The sequence below is a fragment of the Pedobacter sp. SG908 genome, from assembly GCF_011759615.1.
In the GTDB taxonomy this organism is placed as follows: domain Bacteria; phylum Bacteroidota; class Bacteroidia; order Sphingobacteriales; family Sphingobacteriaceae; genus Pedobacter; species Pedobacter riviphilus.
In genome coordinates, this window is record NZ_JAAOYY010000001.1 from 2,639,861 (window position 1) to 2,658,230 (window position 18,370).

Annotated in this window: 16 protein-coding genes; 3 read left to right on the plus strand and 13 right to left on the minus strand. The window is 39.5% G+C overall.

Annotation, left to right across the window (positions count from 1 at the left end):
* Positions 1–31: 31 nt before the first annotated feature.
* Positions 32–997 carry a beta-1,6-N-acetylglucosaminyltransferase gene (locus FHT21_RS10810; protein ID WP_167294676.1) on the minus strand — a complete coding sequence of 322 codons (966 nt, stop codon included), beginning with the start codon at positions 995–997 and terminating at the stop codon, positions 32–34.
* A gap of 12 nt (positions 998–1,009) precedes the next feature.
* Between FHT21_RS10810 and FHT21_RS10815 the strand changes: the two genes are divergently transcribed.
* Positions 1,010–2,650, plus strand: a complete 1,641-nt coding sequence (locus FHT21_RS10815; protein WP_167294677.1) for a beta-1,6-N-acetylglucosaminyltransferase — start codon at positions 1,010–1,012, stop codon at positions 2,648–2,650.
* A 221-nt stretch (positions 2,651–2,871) separates the two neighbouring features.
* On the opposite strand, the gene FHT21_RS10820 is transcribed toward FHT21_RS10815, so the two are convergent.
* The 10 genes from FHT21_RS10820 to FHT21_RS10860 all read right to left on the minus strand — a co-directional run bounded on the left by FHT21_RS10820 (position 2,872) and on the right by FHT21_RS10860 (position 14,542).
* Positions 2,872–3,474, minus strand: a complete 603-nt coding sequence (locus FHT21_RS10820; RefSeq protein WP_167294678.1) for a DUF416 family protein — start codon at positions 3,472–3,474, stop codon at positions 2,872–2,874.
* Positions 3,475–3,649: 175 nt separating this feature from the next.
* Complete coding sequence (locus FHT21_RS10825; protein WP_167294679.1) at positions 3,650–4,138, minus strand: ankyrin repeat domain-containing protein; 489 nt, start codon at positions 4,136–4,138, stop codon at positions 3,650–3,652.
* 341 nt (positions 4,139–4,479) lie between these two features.
* Positions 4,480–4,614, minus strand: a complete 135-nt coding sequence (locus FHT21_RS25055; RefSeq protein ID WP_279590022.1) for a hypothetical protein — start codon at positions 4,612–4,614, stop codon at positions 4,480–4,482.
* Positions 4,615–4,802: 188 nt separating this feature from the next.
* Complete coding sequence (locus FHT21_RS10830) at positions 4,803–5,141, minus strand: hypothetical protein (protein WP_167294680.1); 339 nt, start codon at positions 5,139–5,141, stop codon at positions 4,803–4,805.
* A gap of 221 nt (positions 5,142–5,362) precedes the next feature.
* Positions 5,363–5,974: a class I SAM-dependent methyltransferase gene (locus tag FHT21_RS10835; RefSeq protein WP_167294681.1), complete on the minus strand. Its 612-nt coding sequence runs from the start codon at positions 5,972–5,974 to the stop codon at positions 5,363–5,365.
* A 299-nt stretch (positions 5,975–6,273) separates the two neighbouring features.
* Entirely contained in the window at positions 6,274–7,209 is a 936-nt protein-coding gene (locus FHT21_RS10840; protein ID WP_167294682.1) for a hypothetical protein, read from the minus strand.
* A gap of 139 nt (positions 7,210–7,348) precedes the next feature.
* Positions 7,349–9,625, minus strand: a complete 2,277-nt coding sequence (locus tag FHT21_RS10845; protein WP_167294683.1) for an AAA family ATPase — start codon at positions 9,623–9,625, stop codon at positions 7,349–7,351.
* A 192-nt stretch (positions 9,626–9,817) separates the two neighbouring features.
* Complete coding sequence (locus tag FHT21_RS10850) at positions 9,818–11,515, minus strand: hypothetical protein (protein ID WP_167294684.1); 1,698 nt, start codon at positions 11,513–11,515, stop codon at positions 9,818–9,820.
* A 44-nt stretch (positions 11,516–11,559) separates the two neighbouring features.
* Positions 11,560–13,584, minus strand: coding sequence for a P-loop NTPase fold protein (locus tag FHT21_RS10855; protein WP_167294685.1), 2,025 nt, complete (start codon positions 13,582–13,584; stop codon positions 11,560–11,562).
* Between the two features lie 148 nt (positions 13,585–13,732).
* Positions 13,733–14,542, minus strand: a complete 810-nt coding sequence (locus tag FHT21_RS10860) for a TdeIII family type II restriction endonuclease (RefSeq protein ID WP_167294686.1) — start codon at positions 14,540–14,542, stop codon at positions 13,733–13,735.
* Positions 14,543–14,650: 108 nt separating this feature from the next.
* Here FHT21_RS10860 and FHT21_RS10865 point away from each other — a divergent pair, with 108 nt between their 5' ends.
* Positions 14,651–15,415 carry an Eco47II family restriction endonuclease gene (locus tag FHT21_RS10865; RefSeq protein ID WP_167294687.1) on the plus strand — a complete coding sequence of 255 codons (765 nt, stop codon included), beginning with the start codon at positions 14,651–14,653 and terminating at the stop codon, positions 15,413–15,415.
* A gap of 31 nt (positions 15,416–15,446) precedes the next feature.
* Here FHT21_RS10865 and dcm read toward each other — a convergent pair whose 3' ends face one another.
* Positions 15,447–16,706, minus strand: a complete 1,260-nt coding sequence (gene dcm / locus FHT21_RS10870) for a DNA (cytosine-5-)-methyltransferase (protein ID WP_167294688.1) — start codon at positions 16,704–16,706, stop codon at positions 15,447–15,449.
* Positions 16,707–16,862: 156 nt separating this feature from the next.
* The gene (locus FHT21_RS10875; RefSeq protein WP_167294689.1) at positions 16,863–17,417 is read right to left on the minus strand and encodes a hypothetical protein; all 555 of its coding nucleotides are present in this window, start codon (positions 17,415–17,417) and stop codon (positions 16,863–16,865) included.
* 282 nt (positions 17,418–17,699) lie between these two features.
* Between FHT21_RS10875 and FHT21_RS10880 the strand changes: the two genes are divergently transcribed.
* Positions 17,700–18,314: a hypothetical protein gene (locus FHT21_RS10880; RefSeq protein WP_167294690.1), complete on the plus strand. Its 615-nt coding sequence runs from the start codon at positions 17,700–17,702 to the stop codon at positions 18,312–18,314.
* Positions 18,315–18,370 lie beyond the last annotated feature (56 nt).

Genomic DNA, 18,370 nt, shown 5'->3' on the forward strand with positions numbered 1-18,370 from the left:
AGTATCCACCGGTAAAATCTTTGATATTCTTTTACATGATGCTTTCCAATTCTTGCAGTAATTCATAGGAATCTGAGGGATCAAACTTTCTAGCAAAAAGTTTCTCGCTATTTTTCAGCTCCGTTAAATCGGTACGAATCATTGTGTTAGGATGCATAAATGGCGGTGACCATTTGATATAATGAAGATTTTGGTTTATTATATTTTCCGATATATATTCTTCTCCGCAATTTAAAAATAGCGTTTGGAAGAAACTTTCATCGGGAATCCTAACATATCTAAAGTATTCGGTAAAATCCGGATTTAAATCGAGAAACTCGAAAATAATATCCAATGCTTTGTATGGTATAGAAAACCATTGGGATCCTCCATACAATGCTATTTTTGTTTTAATGTCATCGTAAAAGGGAAAGCGATTAGTACCGCCTGTATGCCAAACACGTTTAGGAATAGCTTCATATTCAATAAAAATGGATTCCGGATGACTTTTTAAGTAGTCATTAATGTGAATCGAATTTTTTATCGGGTAGCAGGTTCCGCTTAAAAGTACAACCCTGCCTTTATGGTTTAAATTATTTTTAATGTATTTGAATCCCTGAAGGGTGGCCTCCACCAAATTGAATGAGCCCCATTTAGTAGCTAATCGGTCATAAATGAAATAACAGTTTTGTATTTCAGAAAGTGACATCTTAAAAGGAAAAATATCGGAGTTCTTATCTATATGGATAACGAAATAAACCTCCTGATCTTGTAATTTTTTCACCAAATTATATAAAGATTCAGGAGAATCGTGTGCGAGAATTAAATATATCATTGATAGAGCGCGTTGATGCAGATACGCAAGATAAGGATTTAGCATCAAAAATTTAATACTTAGATCAAAAATAACAAATTTCTTGTTTTGCCTTGTATTTACCATTAATAACAACCATTTTAGACTATAGGTTCTATTATTAATTGTATCCATGCCGGATATAGCCACAAATAGTAATTTCACAAAAAAAGCACGATGATTACAATTAGTTACCTCATATTGGTCCATCAAAACCCACTACAGCTGTATCGATTGATTGAGACATTAAGGAGCAATAATAGTCGCTTTGTCGTACATATTGATGCAAGGATAGGACACGATAACTTTATCTCTTATTTTGAAAATGATGCTCAGGTATTCTTTCTACAAGATAGATTTGAATCCAAAGAAGGCAGCTTTGGGCTAGTAGATGCGACACTTTCAGGAATGAAATTCATTCAGAAGCATCTACCCAAAACCAGCCGCGTAGTATTAATGAGTGGCAATGATTATCCTATAAAGCCAATACGGTATATTGAAAAGTTTTTGGAAGCTAACCCAAAGAAAATCTATCTAGAATACTTTACACTGCCCCATTCGAAATGGAATAACGATGATAAAAATCGCTTTCCAGGTTTCGAGGTTATTCAGGAAAGGATGAAATTATACGGAGGATCACAATGGTGGTCGTTCCCTTATGAGGTTGTAGAATTTATTTTAGGATTTTTAGCTCTCAATCCTGAATTTATCTCTTATTTTAAATTAGTTAGCATTCCTGAAGAAAGCTTTTTTCAGACATTACTGTTTGCTAGCGAAGAGCCTTTTATTCTAGACAATCTGGTAAACACTAGCCTCCAACTCATTAAATGGGACTACCCTTTCAATCGGCCAGAAATACTTACTCTTAAACACAAAGGTTTCATTGAAATAAGTAAACATTTATTTGCAAAAAAGTTCGGATACGGCATTTCGGATTCATTGCTAAACTTTCTTGATCAAAACATAATTAAATCCCAGGCTTTATTTTTTCCTGACTCTAAAACGAGGTCGGGTAAACCAATAGTAAGCCAGATTGTCGCCTTTTTAACCAACAAAAAGGATATTCGAATACTTGATGAATATCATCGCCTGAAAACCCAGATTTCAGGACTTTCGGATGTTACGATGTTATACCATAAAACCGATGAAAAATTATTGGATAATGAACTTCTGGATATTGCTCCATACACATTTACCGATAAAATATTTACAGAATTGGGGTATCAAACCTTTCGACATTCGGAATTGGACGGAAGTAACCACTTCCCATTGATTAAATTTTTTAGGGATTTTCCAGAATATGATTATTACTGGTATATTGAAGATGATGTTAGATTTTTAAAGGGATGGGATATATTTTTTGCTTATTTTTTAAATAATGAAGTTCAGGATGACTTTTTGAGCAGCCATATCAGAGACTACGAGGATGAGCCAGGTTGGTATTGGTGGAGTAGCTTGCAGAATGATCTGGAACCTGACAAAAAACAACGCATAAGGTCCTTCAATCCAATATTTCGTATATCGAGAGCCGCGCTGGCATATATTGATCAGTGTCACCTTAATGGCTGGTCGGGACACTTCGAAGTTTTATTGCCGACGCTACTGAAATCAGCAGGCTTTAGCATAGCAGAATTCGGTGGAGAGGGGAAATATGTATTACCCGGCTGTACCAACTTTTTTTATAACGCTTCGCGCCCTGACAAGTTGGGAAATGTGTTAACTGGAAGCATGAGGTATCGTCCTGTAATAAAGGCAGAGGAAATGACGGAAGCCCTGATCTATCACCCGGTTAAATTTTCTAATATAATTACTGGGTGAAAGCTCCTTATGGCTTTTTCATTAGTGCATTACGGTCGCATGTGATGGTGTCTTTTTTTAGCGTTCCAGTACCTGCAGATAGGTTTTGATCTTTAGAAACGTAGCAAGGCTCCTCAAACTTGAGCTTATACAAAAAAAAGCCCGGTAATTTTTAAGCCACTGTAGCGTGTGAAGGACGGCTAAGTTACATTTGATCTCTAATATCAAACATATTGAAGGACCTATGATATCGCTTCGGCATCAATTATAAATGACTTATCTCTTAAGTCTTCTATTATACTATCAGTAACGTTCTCACCATCCAGAGCTTTCAGTTTTTCTATTATGGACAACTGCCTACCTTTTTCTTGTATCATCAAGGGATCGTTGGCAATTCTAGTTTCCAGATCCTTAACGTGCATATCAAGGTTGTCCCTAACCTGGATAAACATATCGACGGTATCTCGGGCATAGCTTGCGACATCTGCGACATGATCTAGATTTTGGTCCCGCATAAAGTTTAGTGTGCTATAGACAGAAGTGCATGCATCCAAAGCAAAAGATACAAAAACCTCTGAATAATCCTCAGTATCGGGTGTTACCATATCAACAGCCTCTGCATGCTCCTGGATTTCGTCGCTACCAAAAAGGGTTTTAAAGAATAGAGATTGGTATATAATCTCCATTGAATCAAGAAGTACTTTGGGGTCACCCCAGTCAAACCTCTTATGAAAGTAAACATAGTTTGGATAGAGCCTTTCACATGTAAGCGCAGCAAACAAAAGTTGCTGTTCTGTCGTAAGAGATTTTAATTTGCCTTTTATATCTTCTCTATATATATCCATATGATCTTATCGCAATCGGTTTATAACTGGTTTTAGCGGTAATACGGGTTTCACTGGCTTCAATGGTGTTACAGCTGCTATACCATTAACCTGTATAGTGAGAGCGCACAGTTGAAACATATAGGCTTGCTCGCACCTATAACATTATTGATTACCTAAAACGTAAATCCTATTTCTAGAAAAAACGTCTAACATCATAATTGGCAATTGTGTTTGCTAATTTGACCGGGCTAATTTGTGAATGATTATCATGGTTTTGGTCAGCTCCACTTTTTAATAAGAATTCAATTATTTTACCGTCACCTCTGTAAGAAAAAACTGCTCTCCAAAGAGGTGTATTGCCATAGTTATCCTCACAATCAATGATTGCTCCAAATTGCAGTATAATCTCTGCTGCTTCTACAGAATTATCCTGTGCAGCATAGTGTAAGGGATCCCAACCGGTCCTATCTTTGATGTTAGGATTCTCGCGAAGCTCTAAAGCCAATTTTAATGTGTTGTTGTTTTTTGCTATAATTGAATGAATGACTATATTCCTACCATCCGCATCAACAGTATCTACTCCTTCTTTATTTATCCAATTTTCAATCTCGAAAATTCTGTTACCATAAATTGCTCTTATTATTTCATCCGACAATTTAGTTTTTTTTAGGTTTTTCTTCATGTTTATGACTTCTATTTTCACTTGTATCTTCCAAATGATACAAGCTGGCATCAATTTCTTTAAGTAGATTCTTACTTGTCTTAATCTATTCCACGTTTTACTCAGTCTCAAGGTTGCCTTAAGGTGTTATCTATACTCTTAATAACCGCTAGTTAAAAGGGGATTAAATAATTTGTTTATGCAAAAAAATCCAACCCCAAAAGCTTAACACCATTGAAGTTGGATTGGATTTCATTATTTAGCCTAACTCTGGATAATCGTGATATAATCCGTATACTAGATAAAGAAATAAAACAAGAAGATTAATTGTAATAATTAACAACCCAACATATATGATAGGTTTATAATTGTTCGGGGCCATTTTCTATTTCTTTTTTAATTTCCTCGGTAACTTTTGTACTTGTGCCTTCATCAATGTTTGAAAGTTCAACTTTCACCTTTTGTTTTTTGTTATCCACAACTTTTGTGTTTGTCACCTTTGTTTTTTCACCGTCCTTCGCCTTAATTTTTATTGCCTACTAAAAACCTTATATTAGTTTTGTGGACAGCTTGCTTATGTCATTTAATGTGTTAAATAATCAAAATACATTAGCTCATTTTATCCTAAATACATTAAACTCAAATACCCAATAAAAATATCCGATATTTGAGTTTAAAGTACTTACTATTTATCTGATTTAAATAAAGGTGGCAATTCACTGTAATAATCAGGTTGATATTTGGACATGAGATCACCCGTTAGGCTAACACTATACTCGAATAAGTCGAAATCGAACCTAAAAAAAATTTCCTCATCAAAAAACTTCTTATTCTTCTTGTAAAGTTTTTTACTAATCTGATAGGTCATCGCATCATCAAAAAGAAACCGCTCCGCTACAACCTGGTCAAGAAAAAGCTCTTCCAGCTTTTTATATGGGATATGGGAGATATTGATGGACCCAAACATATGTTCTTCGTTACGTAATGCCACATCTAAGTAGACCTGATAATAATATTTTTCCATGATATTGTTTTTAACATTTATTATGCACCTCCCAAAGATAAGCAGCCCAACGACAATAAATCCAATTGGACCTGGTCTACTAATTACAGCAAGATTGATTAAAGAACCACTCTAAGCTGAAATGGGGTGACAGTTTAAATGCGGAATGGGCGGCCATTTTTGCCGAAATGCCTACACACAGCTGATGGATATTCTATGCTAAAAACTTTTAAAATCGATTATTATTTCCGCACGCACCATGTGGTCATAGCCCTCATGTTCTGTACGTTGGTCGTCTTGATCGGTTCGTGAAGTTGTCCCCCAAGTTTTTTGGTAAGCCGCAGAAGCATTTCCTGGTTAACGAGGAACCGCTCCGATCCGTCCGGAAGAATATACCTGCCATTTCCGATAAAACGGACCAGTGATTCAATACCGATTTCCGAGGCCAGGCGACAGAAGAAATATCCACCGGGTTTAAGTACACGCCACATAGCGCTTAACATCGCTTCAAAATGTTCCTGGTTTTCTGCAAAGTGGAGTACAGCAGAACTGATAACCAGATCAAAATTTTCATGTTCAAACGGCAATTGCTCTACAGGCGCTATCCTGAAATTTTCTTCGGGATTGATATGGGGAAAGGCACTGGCCATATTTCTAAGCTGTGCAATAGCTTCAGGGCTTTGATCTACCCCATAAACCTGTGCACCACTTCTTAAAAAGTAAAGCAGGTTTCTCCCTGTTCCACATCCGGCATCCAAAACAGTTTTGCACCCGCCATAAGTACCTTTTAATAACTGGTCGAATAAATAAATATCAATATTTCCGAAGGTTTCCCGTATATGCTCGCTTTTCATCTCTGGTGCAAAGATAACCACAAATAGTCCGGGACGAAAATCATTGTCCCGAGAAATGACGGCGTTAGCACCTGGTCTTTTGCAAGCCACCGCCTTTGCCACCTCTTCCACAACCAACAATCCTTTTCCTTTCTCATATCAGACCATTTTAATCAAAAAAAATAAACGGGCAAATAAAAGCGCACCTATCCCAACGCCAGAACAACCATTTCGAAGGCCCAGATTACCAAGATGGAATACCAATTTGTGATAGCAGAAATAGGCAATAATTTGAATACGGGGATATGCCCGTCACGGCTTTAAGGCATATCGTCAAGCATACCCAGTTTTTTCAGAATATCTTTTTTGAATTTACTCAATGGCCGTTTATGGTAATTTTCCTGTTCATAAACAACGCCAAAAAGTATTCGGTATACTTCACTTTTACTCATGTTTTTTTTCAGCAGGGACTGCATTATCCTGATGTAACTTGCGGAATAATTCTTTCTTATAGTAAGCAGATCCCGTAGTTCGGAGATATTGCTATTGTAGATTTCATCGATATACATAGCCTCAAGTGTATTTTTGGCTTTAGATCCCGCGACCGTACCGGCGGCTGTATCCCTTAATGAAATCCGGTACCCGTTGAGAGCAGTGTAGGCGTAGTCAAATTCAAACTCTTCGCTTTGTGCCTCATCGTTGTAAGGATGGATATGATCTGTAAGATTGAAATTGATGGTACCTTTTACCGAACTATTGCAACTCGCGCAAGACGGCACCAGATTGAAAAAAGAAATTCTCAGTAAGGGATACTCTGACTTGGGAAACCAATGGTCGAGAGTTGGACGTACTACCGGTTTTCCACTGTCGGTAATGACGGTTGAGGTGTAGCTCCTATTGCAATAACTACAGGTATATCTATCCAAGGAATTACATAGTGTATAGGCGTTATAAGGCTTTGTTTCTTTGCTACTCAACCATTCGTAGTCGAATATACTTTTGATCTGTTTGACATAGGGATGGATTTCATTGTAATTGTCTTGGAAATCTTGGCTTTTATTTTCCAAGGTCTTTTTACTCAGCTCTCCAAAATAGGGAATCAGATCGTTGAGGTCAGCGCCTGGAAATATTTCATTCCAAAAATCGATATTTATAGCCTGTAGAACCGGGGGTAATCCAGTGAGGATATCATCAATGTGGTTTCCTGTCAGTAGGAACGTTTTAATCCTCGCATCAAGGTTTTTAACTGCCCTCATCCCAGAAGTACATACTGCGCAATCATCATTGGCACATTTCGGTTCACCAATTTTTTTATTTACATAACATTTTGTACCTCTCTGATGACTGAGTTTTGCTACAACGATTCCTGGATGCAATGGATTAATATATAACATTTTACAACTCGTTAAGATCAATATTGTTTTTCCTCATTAATTCCTGGATATAGCGCTTCGCCCTATCCTTTTCACTCTCTTCGCGCCGTATCAATTCGTCGTACATCTCCATAAGCTTAAACCGCACCACAGGTTCACCTACCAACCTAATAGTCTTGCTCAGTTTTCCACTCTGAAGTTCCTCTTGCAACGCTTGCTGGAAACTTTCAAATGGTATCCGGTATTCAAGCCCGTTTATCTGCTTTTCCAGGATTGTGATCATATCGAGTTCAGATGCCGTCTTATCCTTTTTCGATCGCATGCTTTCTATTAGTTTGTACAATCTCATCTGCTCGAGATGCGAGATGCATCTTCCAACTATCTTTTCTGCATAGGAACCTATCAGTTTCTCGTCAAGAAAAAAGGAGTCTGCCAGCATATCATGAATATTGGCGCCAAAGGTCTGGCTCTCGATCTCTGTGCGAAAGGGCTCCCCTCGCTGTAGCCTTAACACGTTTGTATGTGGGATATCAGAAAGAATAAAAGGTGAATGGGTTGAAAAAACAATATTCAGTCCCGAGATCTTTTTTAAGTTGATCTTTTCGATGTTCTCCAGTAGCCTCCTCAGAAAATCCCGCTGATAACTCGGATGATAATAGAGCTCGATCTCATCAAGTATAAGATTGACAACCTCATAACTGTATTTCCCTTCTCGAATACTATCGATGTTAATCAGGTGATAGAGTATTGAGTGGATAGAATGTACCATCTGCTGTTCACCGGAACTAAGCTGGGAGAATCCGTGCTCCTGATCTCCTGAGGTAACGTGTATAGTTGGATTAAAGAAAGCGACTGGAACAAATTGGGCCAAAATCTTCCCCTTGTAGCCTGCGGCACTAAAACTATTTCTGGCAAGTGACTTTATCTTATCAAATGTAAGTGTCGCAGTATAGGCGGAATATTCCGGATACTCATCATCCTGAATAGTTGCCCAGTCAAGTTCATCTAGTAAACCAAAATTATGTGCATTGATAGCCTGTTTAAGTTTGAGGGTTACATGATTCTGGCTGTTAAGTATCTGCTGGCTCAAACCTTTCGGGTCTGATATCACATTGAACATAAACTTTCCTTTATTATCAAAATAAGGAGTTGTAAATGCCATAAATTCTGCATATTTATTGGATATCTTAAGCACTTTGGTCATGATATATGTAGCCAGAAATCCATAAAGCGAATCCAGATCCGGCTTTTCCTCGTCTACTCTGAATAAACCATGGGAATTAAATTTATTTACAGAACTGATACGCTCTCGAAGCTCGAGAATAGTTTTTGCTAGACGGCTTAGCTTATCTGAGGATCCGCCAAATGCGATCATCAGAATACTAAAAAAGCTGATCAGATCAACCTTGTTTTCTTCAAATGTTGCGCGAGCGACCTCCACAATATTACTCTCCTCAACCGCCCCTAATCTCGCAGGCCTGATTTTAAAGATAATATCCTTAATTGCTTTATCGTCAATCAGAAATGATGAATTGAAATCTTCACTGCTAAGATTGGTCAGGATCCTGGTCTGCGCCAAATGCAGTTCGGTATTTACGTTAATGTTTCCTTCTTCGCGGTAAGGATTTAGTACAATGGGTGTGCGATAACCATCGTTTTTACTAAAAAGTGGGGTTAGCCAATCAAAGCTACCCATCGAATTCAATCCATATTGCGAATAGTTGATACAGATGGAGTAAAAGAATTTTTTGAATTCAAATCCCCTTGGCACCCACTTGCCTTCCTTGAGTACGTACTGCAAGAATGCTTTTTTGGCCTTCGTTAGCACCAGGTACTCATCGTTGAGTTGATAGTAAAGCTCAATATTAACTGTTTCAAGAAGTTTTTCTGTATTGACCCGAAGTGACGACCAGTAGGTAATATCTGGATATTGGCTAATCTGTTTCTCGAGAAAGCTGCGTCGATGGAGTAAGTCTTTTTGTTCTGCCAGGCAGAAGATTGTTAGATATAACAATTCCAATAAGGTACTCTTACCTGATCCGTTCCTTCCAAGTACGGCAGAGATATTGACATCTATTTTCCTGTCGTTAAATCCCTTTATAGCATAAAGATCCTGCGGGTAGCTCTGCTGATCTGTGATTTTTGTAATTTCCCGATAGCCTTCAACTTTCTCCAGTTGCTGCTGCTTATCATTTTCGAATACGATGTCGTCCGAAAACTTGTAGAGCAGGTCTGGTTTAAGATTTTTAGTAAATGGAAAATCTGAATTAATTCGGAGCGCTAAAAGTTTAAATTTCATTGAGAGCGGCTTTTACTGATAGGAGAGCCTGGATGTAAAAATATCCAAATTTATTAAACTTGCAGTATTTTTATTTCAGCTTCACATTTCCCAAAATCAACTTTTTAGCCATCTATTTTAACAACCCAAACAACTGACTATGAAAACATTGACAAACAGTAAATAATGCAAATTTCTGAAACAACAAAAAAATCAGATGTATTTCCTAAACGCGGCAACCGTCTGGTAAATCCCATAGGCTATTATAACTTTCCCAATAATAAACAAGGTAGCTCCCCAGGCTCCGCCGGCCAGCCGTCCATCCTCAATTAATTGTTTAAATCCTGCAGGCAACCAGAAATAATCAATGAACCCAGTCCAAAATCGGCCATCAAACAAAATAAAACCAGTACTGCTTTCTCCGAAGAACGCAAAATCAATTCTAAATAACTCAAAGAGCATGTAAAATAGCAGCCCACCAAAAAAGGTAAAAAACACACCCAAAAGCCAGTTTGTACCATAATTATTTGATAGGCGATTTAGCGTCAATATTGCCAGATCAGCTACATTTCTCAAACCTACCTCCTTTCTATGAAGCCTCATTTCTAGTTTGTTGTAGGCAACAGCGGAAATTATATTATTCACTTTTTTTGATTCATGTTTTAACAGTCTCGCCGTCGGCCGATCATGAATGGATGCCCAGAGTGTATTATTATCCTGGATATTACCCAGTACTATTGTAGCATCCAAGGATATAGCTGTTACAAATACATCCCTGATATCGAGATAGCCTTTGATCAATGCATGCGAAAAGACAAGCTGGCCTGCGGAGTTCCCTTTAGCATTCAGTCCATATACCCTGATCAGCGACTCAGAAGAAATAAAGGCACCCTGAAAGGAAATCATCCCGGTAAAAGCCAATGGTGCCTGTCCTGGATGACTACCCAACCAAATATCTGAATGGATCTTAGCCTGCGCGAAATAGACCTCGGCAGAATAGATGTCACAGCTACTAAGATTAAGCCTGGAATGAAATACCGAAGAGTTAAAACTTAGCAATTTTCCAACCTTTACATTGTGGAAAATAATCTCCTTTTCAAATATGCACTGAGTGAGGTAGACCTTTTCAGAAATATCTACATCGATAAAGAATGAACTATCTGAGAAAACTGCACCCCGTCCCCTTAGACTTCCGCTAATTGAAACCCTGTTCACCTCGACCGCGCCAGAACACTCCATCTCCGAGCAATTAAGATCTTCAATGGTAGACTTTTCCTGCTTGGAATCACTGCTTACGATATTCAGCGAGGAAAGTTTAGAGAGTGAGAGGTCTAAAGTCCCCTTAATTGTATTACCCACAAAATTAAGCTGACCTCCAACCACTGCCCGGCTCATATTAATGCCGGAAAGAAATACCGTATTCTCTATATGAAGCATTTTCTCTACCTCCATAGCTGGCAAAGACCGGATCTCGAGCTCAAACTGGCTATTAATTATTACCACATTTGATGAAGAATTAAACACCAATCTCGAAAGACCTAGCGCCGATACCGATCGGATATTTACCTCCTGAGAAAAGCAGCAGTAGCAGATATCCAGCCCATGCTTAAAGACCAGATCGGAAAAACGAACTTCAACACTAAAGCTGCAGTTTGTAAACCGGACAGGCCGATCGAAGGAAAGCGCAGAAAAATCTAGCTGTGGATTGAGCTCCTTAATCATCATCGGCCTGGTTTCTCTTCTCTTTTCCCTAACAAGACGAATCCCCTCAACTGGATTCTCGCTGATCAAGTGGTAAATATCGATATCCGATTCAAAGCTGATGCTCTGAAAGTTAAACTCTCCTTTCAATCCCCTAAGTAAAGAAAGCATATCTGTATCAGTTTTGATTACGACATGGTATGTACTCATATTAAAACACCAATTATTTGTAAAAAGCTTAAAAACAGTCTATGCTACTTTGATTCAAGGGTTTCGCTCCGGACCAGCTCTCTTGCCCCTTCAGCAAAAAACAACAGATTTTTATAATCGAGTGCGCTAAGCTCACTCCTACTATAACCACGGATTGCGCCCAGTAATTTTGCCAGCAAACCGCCCGGCAGCAGCAGCTCTCTCTGACCAAAATCAACCGTACCTGCATTCCCCTGCTGATCAAGCAATAAAAAATGTTTAACTATAGCCACTCCCATCTGCGGATGCTGAAGATTCTCCTCCAGCTTTTCGATATACTCCTTTTGAAGAAACCTTGCCATAGCGAACAGAAAAGTACTATCTACCCAACTAATCTCCCCTTCACGAAAATGCATAAAACTAAAACCTGACTCATCTGCCAGATACTTCTCAAAAGGCGCTGTCAGTCCGGCCTTCTTTGAGCGGAACTGCTCAATGACAGCTGGGCTGACACCCGAGACACGATCAATCAGTATCTGATAGATAATTACAAAGCCGATCTTACCTCCCGGTTTTCTGTTTAAAGAAACAGCTTCAGTTGCGTAATTGACCGCCTTATGGCTATCATCGAAAAAATTGATCAGATTGAAATATGCCGATATGATCAGACTTTTATAACTATAATCTATCCTATCGGGTCTTTGGTTCCAAAAACCGATGAAATTAGCGAAGATATCTTTTGAACTGGAAGAAAGACGAATCTCCAGATTAGGGTTAGAGATGCGCTTTAGAAAGTTATGCATCTTATCTGTTCCAAGGATCTGGCTAAGCAACGCAAACTTATTAGAACCCTCGCTAAAAAAAGCTGTGATATAGCTCTCGGTCACATCAGTAGAAGGAACCATTAAAGAGAAGTAACGCTCAAAATATTCCGGGTCACGCAACCTTTTAGGATCCATATACTTTCTTTTGCCATAATCATTGAGCAATAATAAATCCAATAGCGAGGCAGTTGTGCCGTTCGTAAACCGTTTGACAAAATTCTCATTCACCGCTACATCAGCCCATATTGCCTGGCGCCTAATCATTGGGATCTCTATATGTAAACGCTGATAGCTCCTGTGGTCAAATGTCCGGATCGCCTCCAGCAACAGAAAATCCAACAGAAAAATATCATTCTGTATATTGGGTAAGCTGAAGACCAAGTTATTGAGATATCGGTTGATATCCCTTATCGACTGCAAATATTCTCCTAAGCCATGTAATCTCCATGCGCTCTGCAGATCCTCCAGATCAACATTTAATTCCAGTTTAATCAGATAAGCCTTTAAACGCGAAAAGAATATTTCCTCCAACTGACGCTCAAGTACAGGCGGCATCGAAAAATCGACCTGAATAATCTTCTCCAGGTACCGCTCTCCATTCACTCCATATTCGGTTTCCAATGCACGGATCACCACCTCCTTATCATAGGCGATAAGAAAAAAGGTATTCACCATATTAAGGTTCACCTTTAACATTTTGAAAACAGCCGTAATCTCTTTAGGTGTCAGCCTATCCAGGTCATCTATCAAAATGTAGAGTTTGACATTATTCTCCGCCAGTAACCCGCCTATCGCCTCCTTTAAGTCCCCAACCGTTCCAACACCTTCCCCATTGACATAATCATCCACCCCATCAAGTATACCCTTGACCACGCCATTGGTATGTTTTAAAAACTTGACATATTTAAGGTAGCTCAGGTATTTTTTGAGTTTCTGATTGGCTTTGGATATATCTTTTCCCCATTTAAATCCCGATAATTTTTCGAGTATCGTCTCCAGGAAATTGCGTTCAAGACCATCTTCACCAGTATTTCCCCAGCTATTGAATTCAATTATTTTAATGCCCTGTCCGCTGCTTTGATTATCCAGATGGTTTTTGATATAGGATAGTAGCGTGGATTTCCCAGATCCCCAATTGCCGGCAATCCCTACCACCAGACTCTCACTAGTATCCTTAAAGGAGCTCGTCAAACTTTTAACGATCTGTCTAGCGAATATATCTCTGCCCAAAAGGTCTTTATCGGCTTTGCCGTCTGTTGCGATCATTGTGAACTGTTTCTATTTGGTTATATTTTTATTAAAAGAGGGATAATACCGCGTATTTCTGCACATTATCAGCTATGGCTAAACTGAAATAGGTTTAGCATATCCGACAATTCAGATTTATACAAGCTAAAATCCGATTATTCTAAACTCAATTGAAAAGTGCTTTAAATTCAAGCTCAAGGGTATTATCCGTCTTTACTTCCATAAAGGCCTCAAAAATAAGTTCAAGCGTATTTTCTCTTTCAGAGAGAAAGTTCCAAAACTCATTTCCCACCCATGCCTCGCTATGCGCCGCAAGCGGCCAGCCTTTTTTTATACTTTTTTCCCAAAAATCTTTTGCCCCAAATGGATTATATGGAAACACAATTCGGCATTCGGCCTTTTCTAACGGAAACTCGGTATAGAAGTAACTATACCAGTCAACAATTTGGCGAAAAAGATCTTTGAACTTCTCCATATTAGGGCGTACAGTTTTGGTATCAAAAAGATAATGGATCCCAGTCTTCTTTTTTCTTAGCCAGATATCAACTCCCTGTCCCTTTGTGGTAACCTTGAGGGGAATATTCTTACCGGCGAAATGCTGGCAGTTTTCCCTGATCACGCTATTGATGTCCCTAACAACAGATCGCGTTATCCTCTCCTCCTTGACATTCGCTATCACATTGGAAAGAAAGGTAGTGCTCTCTTCAGGCTGATTAAGTTTTTGATCCAAAACCTCAAAACCGCCTAATTCGGCAAGTCTCTTTGCCAAAGGTTCCCACAATGTACTTCCGATTGAGGTTTCAATGCCGCCGACAATGGAACGTATCTTCCGTTCTGTTGGAATGAGGTAATCTAAGGGGTGAAATGTTTTACTCTTTTTATCGTAGTTTTTAATATATGTCCTAATGCTTGAGACCACAACTGTTTTGATCTCCACCATTAGCTCAGCATCTGAGAGTTTTCTTTGTTCGAGCATTATTTTTAGATTATTTCCCTAAAGTAATGATAAAGTCCGCTTTTTGGCTGATCATCTATCGCAAAAAAATAAATATTGAGGATTTTGCTACATTTGAAAAAAAAACGAATGGCCAATACCTATCTAAATTACATCTCCGATGAGCACTTCTTAAAGTGTATCGCAAATCTCCATAGCTCTTACCTGCGTGCAAAGAATAATGTTAGCAAAAAGGATTTTTATAAAAACAAGGTTGATACCATTAAGCTGACCTTTGATACCAAGTTCAATGAAATTGATGAGGAAGCCTTGATTGAATCCGAGATTTTACGTCAGATCGATAAATCGATCAACAACTCCATTGGAACTTTTCACGAGCAGATTCTTGGAGGGATTAATGGTTTTGAGGTGGGTAAACTTAGCGGGTTTGATATCAAGGCTTCAGATGATACCCTTTTTGCCGATATAAAGAATAAACACAATACCATGAACAGTAGCGCTGCTGAAGCGCTTTTCCAGAAACTTGCCAAGTACGCAGATACCTATAAGAAGTCTACCTGTTATTGGGTGCAGATTTTGGCGACAGATAGCTTTGACAGTAAATGGGCAGGTATTATCAACGGTAAGGAATATAGCCATAGCCGGGTGAACAAGATTTCCGGTGACCGTTTCTATGCCCTTTTATCCGGTGAGGACGATGCCCTGGCGAAACTCTATCTTGCGCTTCCCAAAGCTACTGATGCTTATTTGGCTACGATCCCCAAGGCGGAAGAACAGGCGAAGAATTCTGCGCTTTCTGAGATCAATAAAGAGATTGAAAAAAGCCATCGCAGTATCCTAGATCAGATCACTTTTGATAATTTCGGATATTACAATGGCTTTGATAAGCTTTGATATTATGTATTAAGTAGTTTCTTTTATCAGGCTAAGCGCTTTTGCGTTTATCGGCCTGCGCATAATAGGCGTTCAGGAACTCAACGATTGCGCCGCCTATGGCCGCTGCTAAATTGACCGGCACCGCATTTCCGATCTGTTTGTACTGAGCGGAAACTGGCCCCTGAAATTCCCATTCATCCGGAAAAGTCTGTATGCGGGCGTATTCCCTTACCGTAAACGGACGGGTATGATCGGGATGGCATCTCTCGGTCTGTTTTTGAGCTGGACTGCAGGTCAGGGTGAGTGATGGCTCATCCCAGCTGATCCTTCTGGCCATGCCTGTTTTTCCGCCGCCCAGATAGAAACTTTTCTGCATATACTCCTTTTGGATATCCAATGGCAGATCTCTCCAATAACCGCCCGGGGGAACCAGGTCCAGTACTTCTTTTTTTGAGGCTGGATATTTTGTTCCCGCCGAATGGGGCACATCGGTACCGAAAAGTGGCCCTGCCTTGAGCGCATCGCGCAACGTAAATACTTTTTTACTGGCCACCGGGTATTCGAAATCGATATCAATATCTTTTCTTACCCCTACCAGTATCAACCTTTCTCTCTTTTGGGGTACGTTATAGAAAATTGCACGTAATACTTTTGGATCCAGTACCCTATAGCCGATCTCATCTAAAATGGCAATCATCGTTTTGAGCGTTCGTCCAGAATCGTGGTTCTGTAAGCCTTTTACGTTCTCTCCTATACAGATTTTAGGGTTAGTCTCCTGTACTGTCCTTGCAAACTCGTAGAAAAGCGTTCCCCTTGCATCATCAAAGCCGAAACGTTTTCCGGCATAACTAAAGGCCTGGCAGGGAAATCCTCCCGTGACCACATCAACTTTATCCCTGTATTCTTTAAAAGAGATATCCCTGATGTCGCCGGGAACCACGTTCCACTCCGGCCTGTTCGCCTGTAGGGTCTTTACCGCGTATTTATCTATTTCATTTAAGGCAAGGCACTTAAGACCTGCCTTCTCCATTCCAATGGCCAATCCGCCGGCTCCTGCGAAGAGCTCCAGCACATTATATTGGTTATCGGCTTTGGGCAATGATATTCTCTCATCGAGTTTTTTGTTTTTGGGCATATTCTGGAATTCTTCGAACTGTTGGAGTTGATCTAGGTTATAGTATCTGTAATTGCTCATAGGGTCGCGATGGGCACGTAGCTTTTCTGCCCGATCCCATCTCCTTAAAGTTTCTTTGCTCTTGGAGAGTATTGAGGATACTTCCTCCAGAGAGTATTTATCTTTTATAACCATATTATACAACCTTACACATGGTTACAAATATAAAAAGATATTTGGAGCTGCCAATATGCTAAAATATTTAGTTTTCCACATTTTTTCAGACCATTTTTCAGCACCCTGAAAATAAATCACCTGCAGTGCAGGGGATATGGATTTTTATTTTTTTGCTCAGGCAATCCTGGTAAAGCCGTCGGCATTAAGATCCAGCACAAAGCTTCCCTTGGCATTTCCTTTTTGATCCCCCACCCTTTGAATATAGCGATGTAGCGGTGCCGATGCTACTGCTTTAATCATATCGGCGTATTTGAGGCGCCAAACACCGACCATTGGCTTCACCGATATATCCCCTGCGCCCACGAACCTGATTGCCTGCCAATCAACCCAAAAATAAATATCGATTCCGGGATAATTTTCCCGGTAGCGCAAAAAGTCCTTTTCATTAAAAGTAACCGCATACTGGGGATCGATCTCATATCTGGACTGTGAGAGAAAAAATGGGGTATTCTGTGTTTTAAGATCAGCGTAGGTACCGTTTTCGATATAGGATAGATCCGGAGCGTAAATATTGTTTTGCTTCTCCGGGTTGATCATAAGCCCAAGATGAGGGTAGCGCCCAATGAATACTTCCTCGAAGCTGGCTCCCTTTCCGCACCAGTCTCCCTTGTCCTGCAGATCATGCTGTACAATTTCTTTCCCCTCTATGTCAAAGGTTTTATAGGTCATGATGTTTTTCTGCTAAAGTAAGCAATGACCGAATAAACCACAAGTGAAACCTAAGGAGCTAAGGTATAAGGCGATGAACAGCCTGGAGATGAAAAGATTTGTATATCTTGCCAAACTACCTTAAATTGCATTTAACTATTTAACGCCAAGTCTAGAACATTGTCTTAAGTCTAAAGGATACTCTTTTTATTTCCTTTGAATACCTCATTCTTTTGAGTGTATCCTTCCTCAGGGCTTATCAATATCAATTCATGGCATTTATTAACGCTATTTTTTACTTTCATGCCACAACAGATTCCAGCCTCGAAACTCGATAAGAGTATCCACATTCTAAATACCCTGCTCGGTGGGCTTAATACCCACTTAACGACCTTGGTAACCATTGCAAAAGGAGGTCTTTTGGATGGCGAACTACTCCACAACATTCATATCCTAACCTATAATAATGGTTTAATTGCTGTTGCCAGCTATCTGGATGAGATCAACGATTTCTTTATTCCAGCTTTAAATCCGGCAGAAGCGAACAGTATCATGCCCTATATTTCAAGGATCAAAACTGAGATTGACCGTTTTGCTGATATTAAAAAATATAGGAATAATGTTCTTGCCCATAATTTGAGAAAGAATGATAAAAACATTTATTTAAAAGGGCATCTTAGAGACTATAAGGTGCCTCAGAATCTTGAGGAATATATGTTTTTATGCCACCTGCTCAATCTCCTCACCGAAAAGATCAATGAGGTCTTCCCAGGCGCTTATGACCGCGTATTAGATGAGGTGAGGGATGCCCAGGAGAATATTGCGGTACCTCTTCAGCCAGTACTAAGCGAGGCGGATATAAAAAGTATCTTAAGCACCCTGGATCAGGATCTTATAAACATCCCATCGGCAGTTTAGTCTTCGGATTAAAACCGCTAAGGGCAGAACAAAAAGGCCGGAGATAAAACCAGATC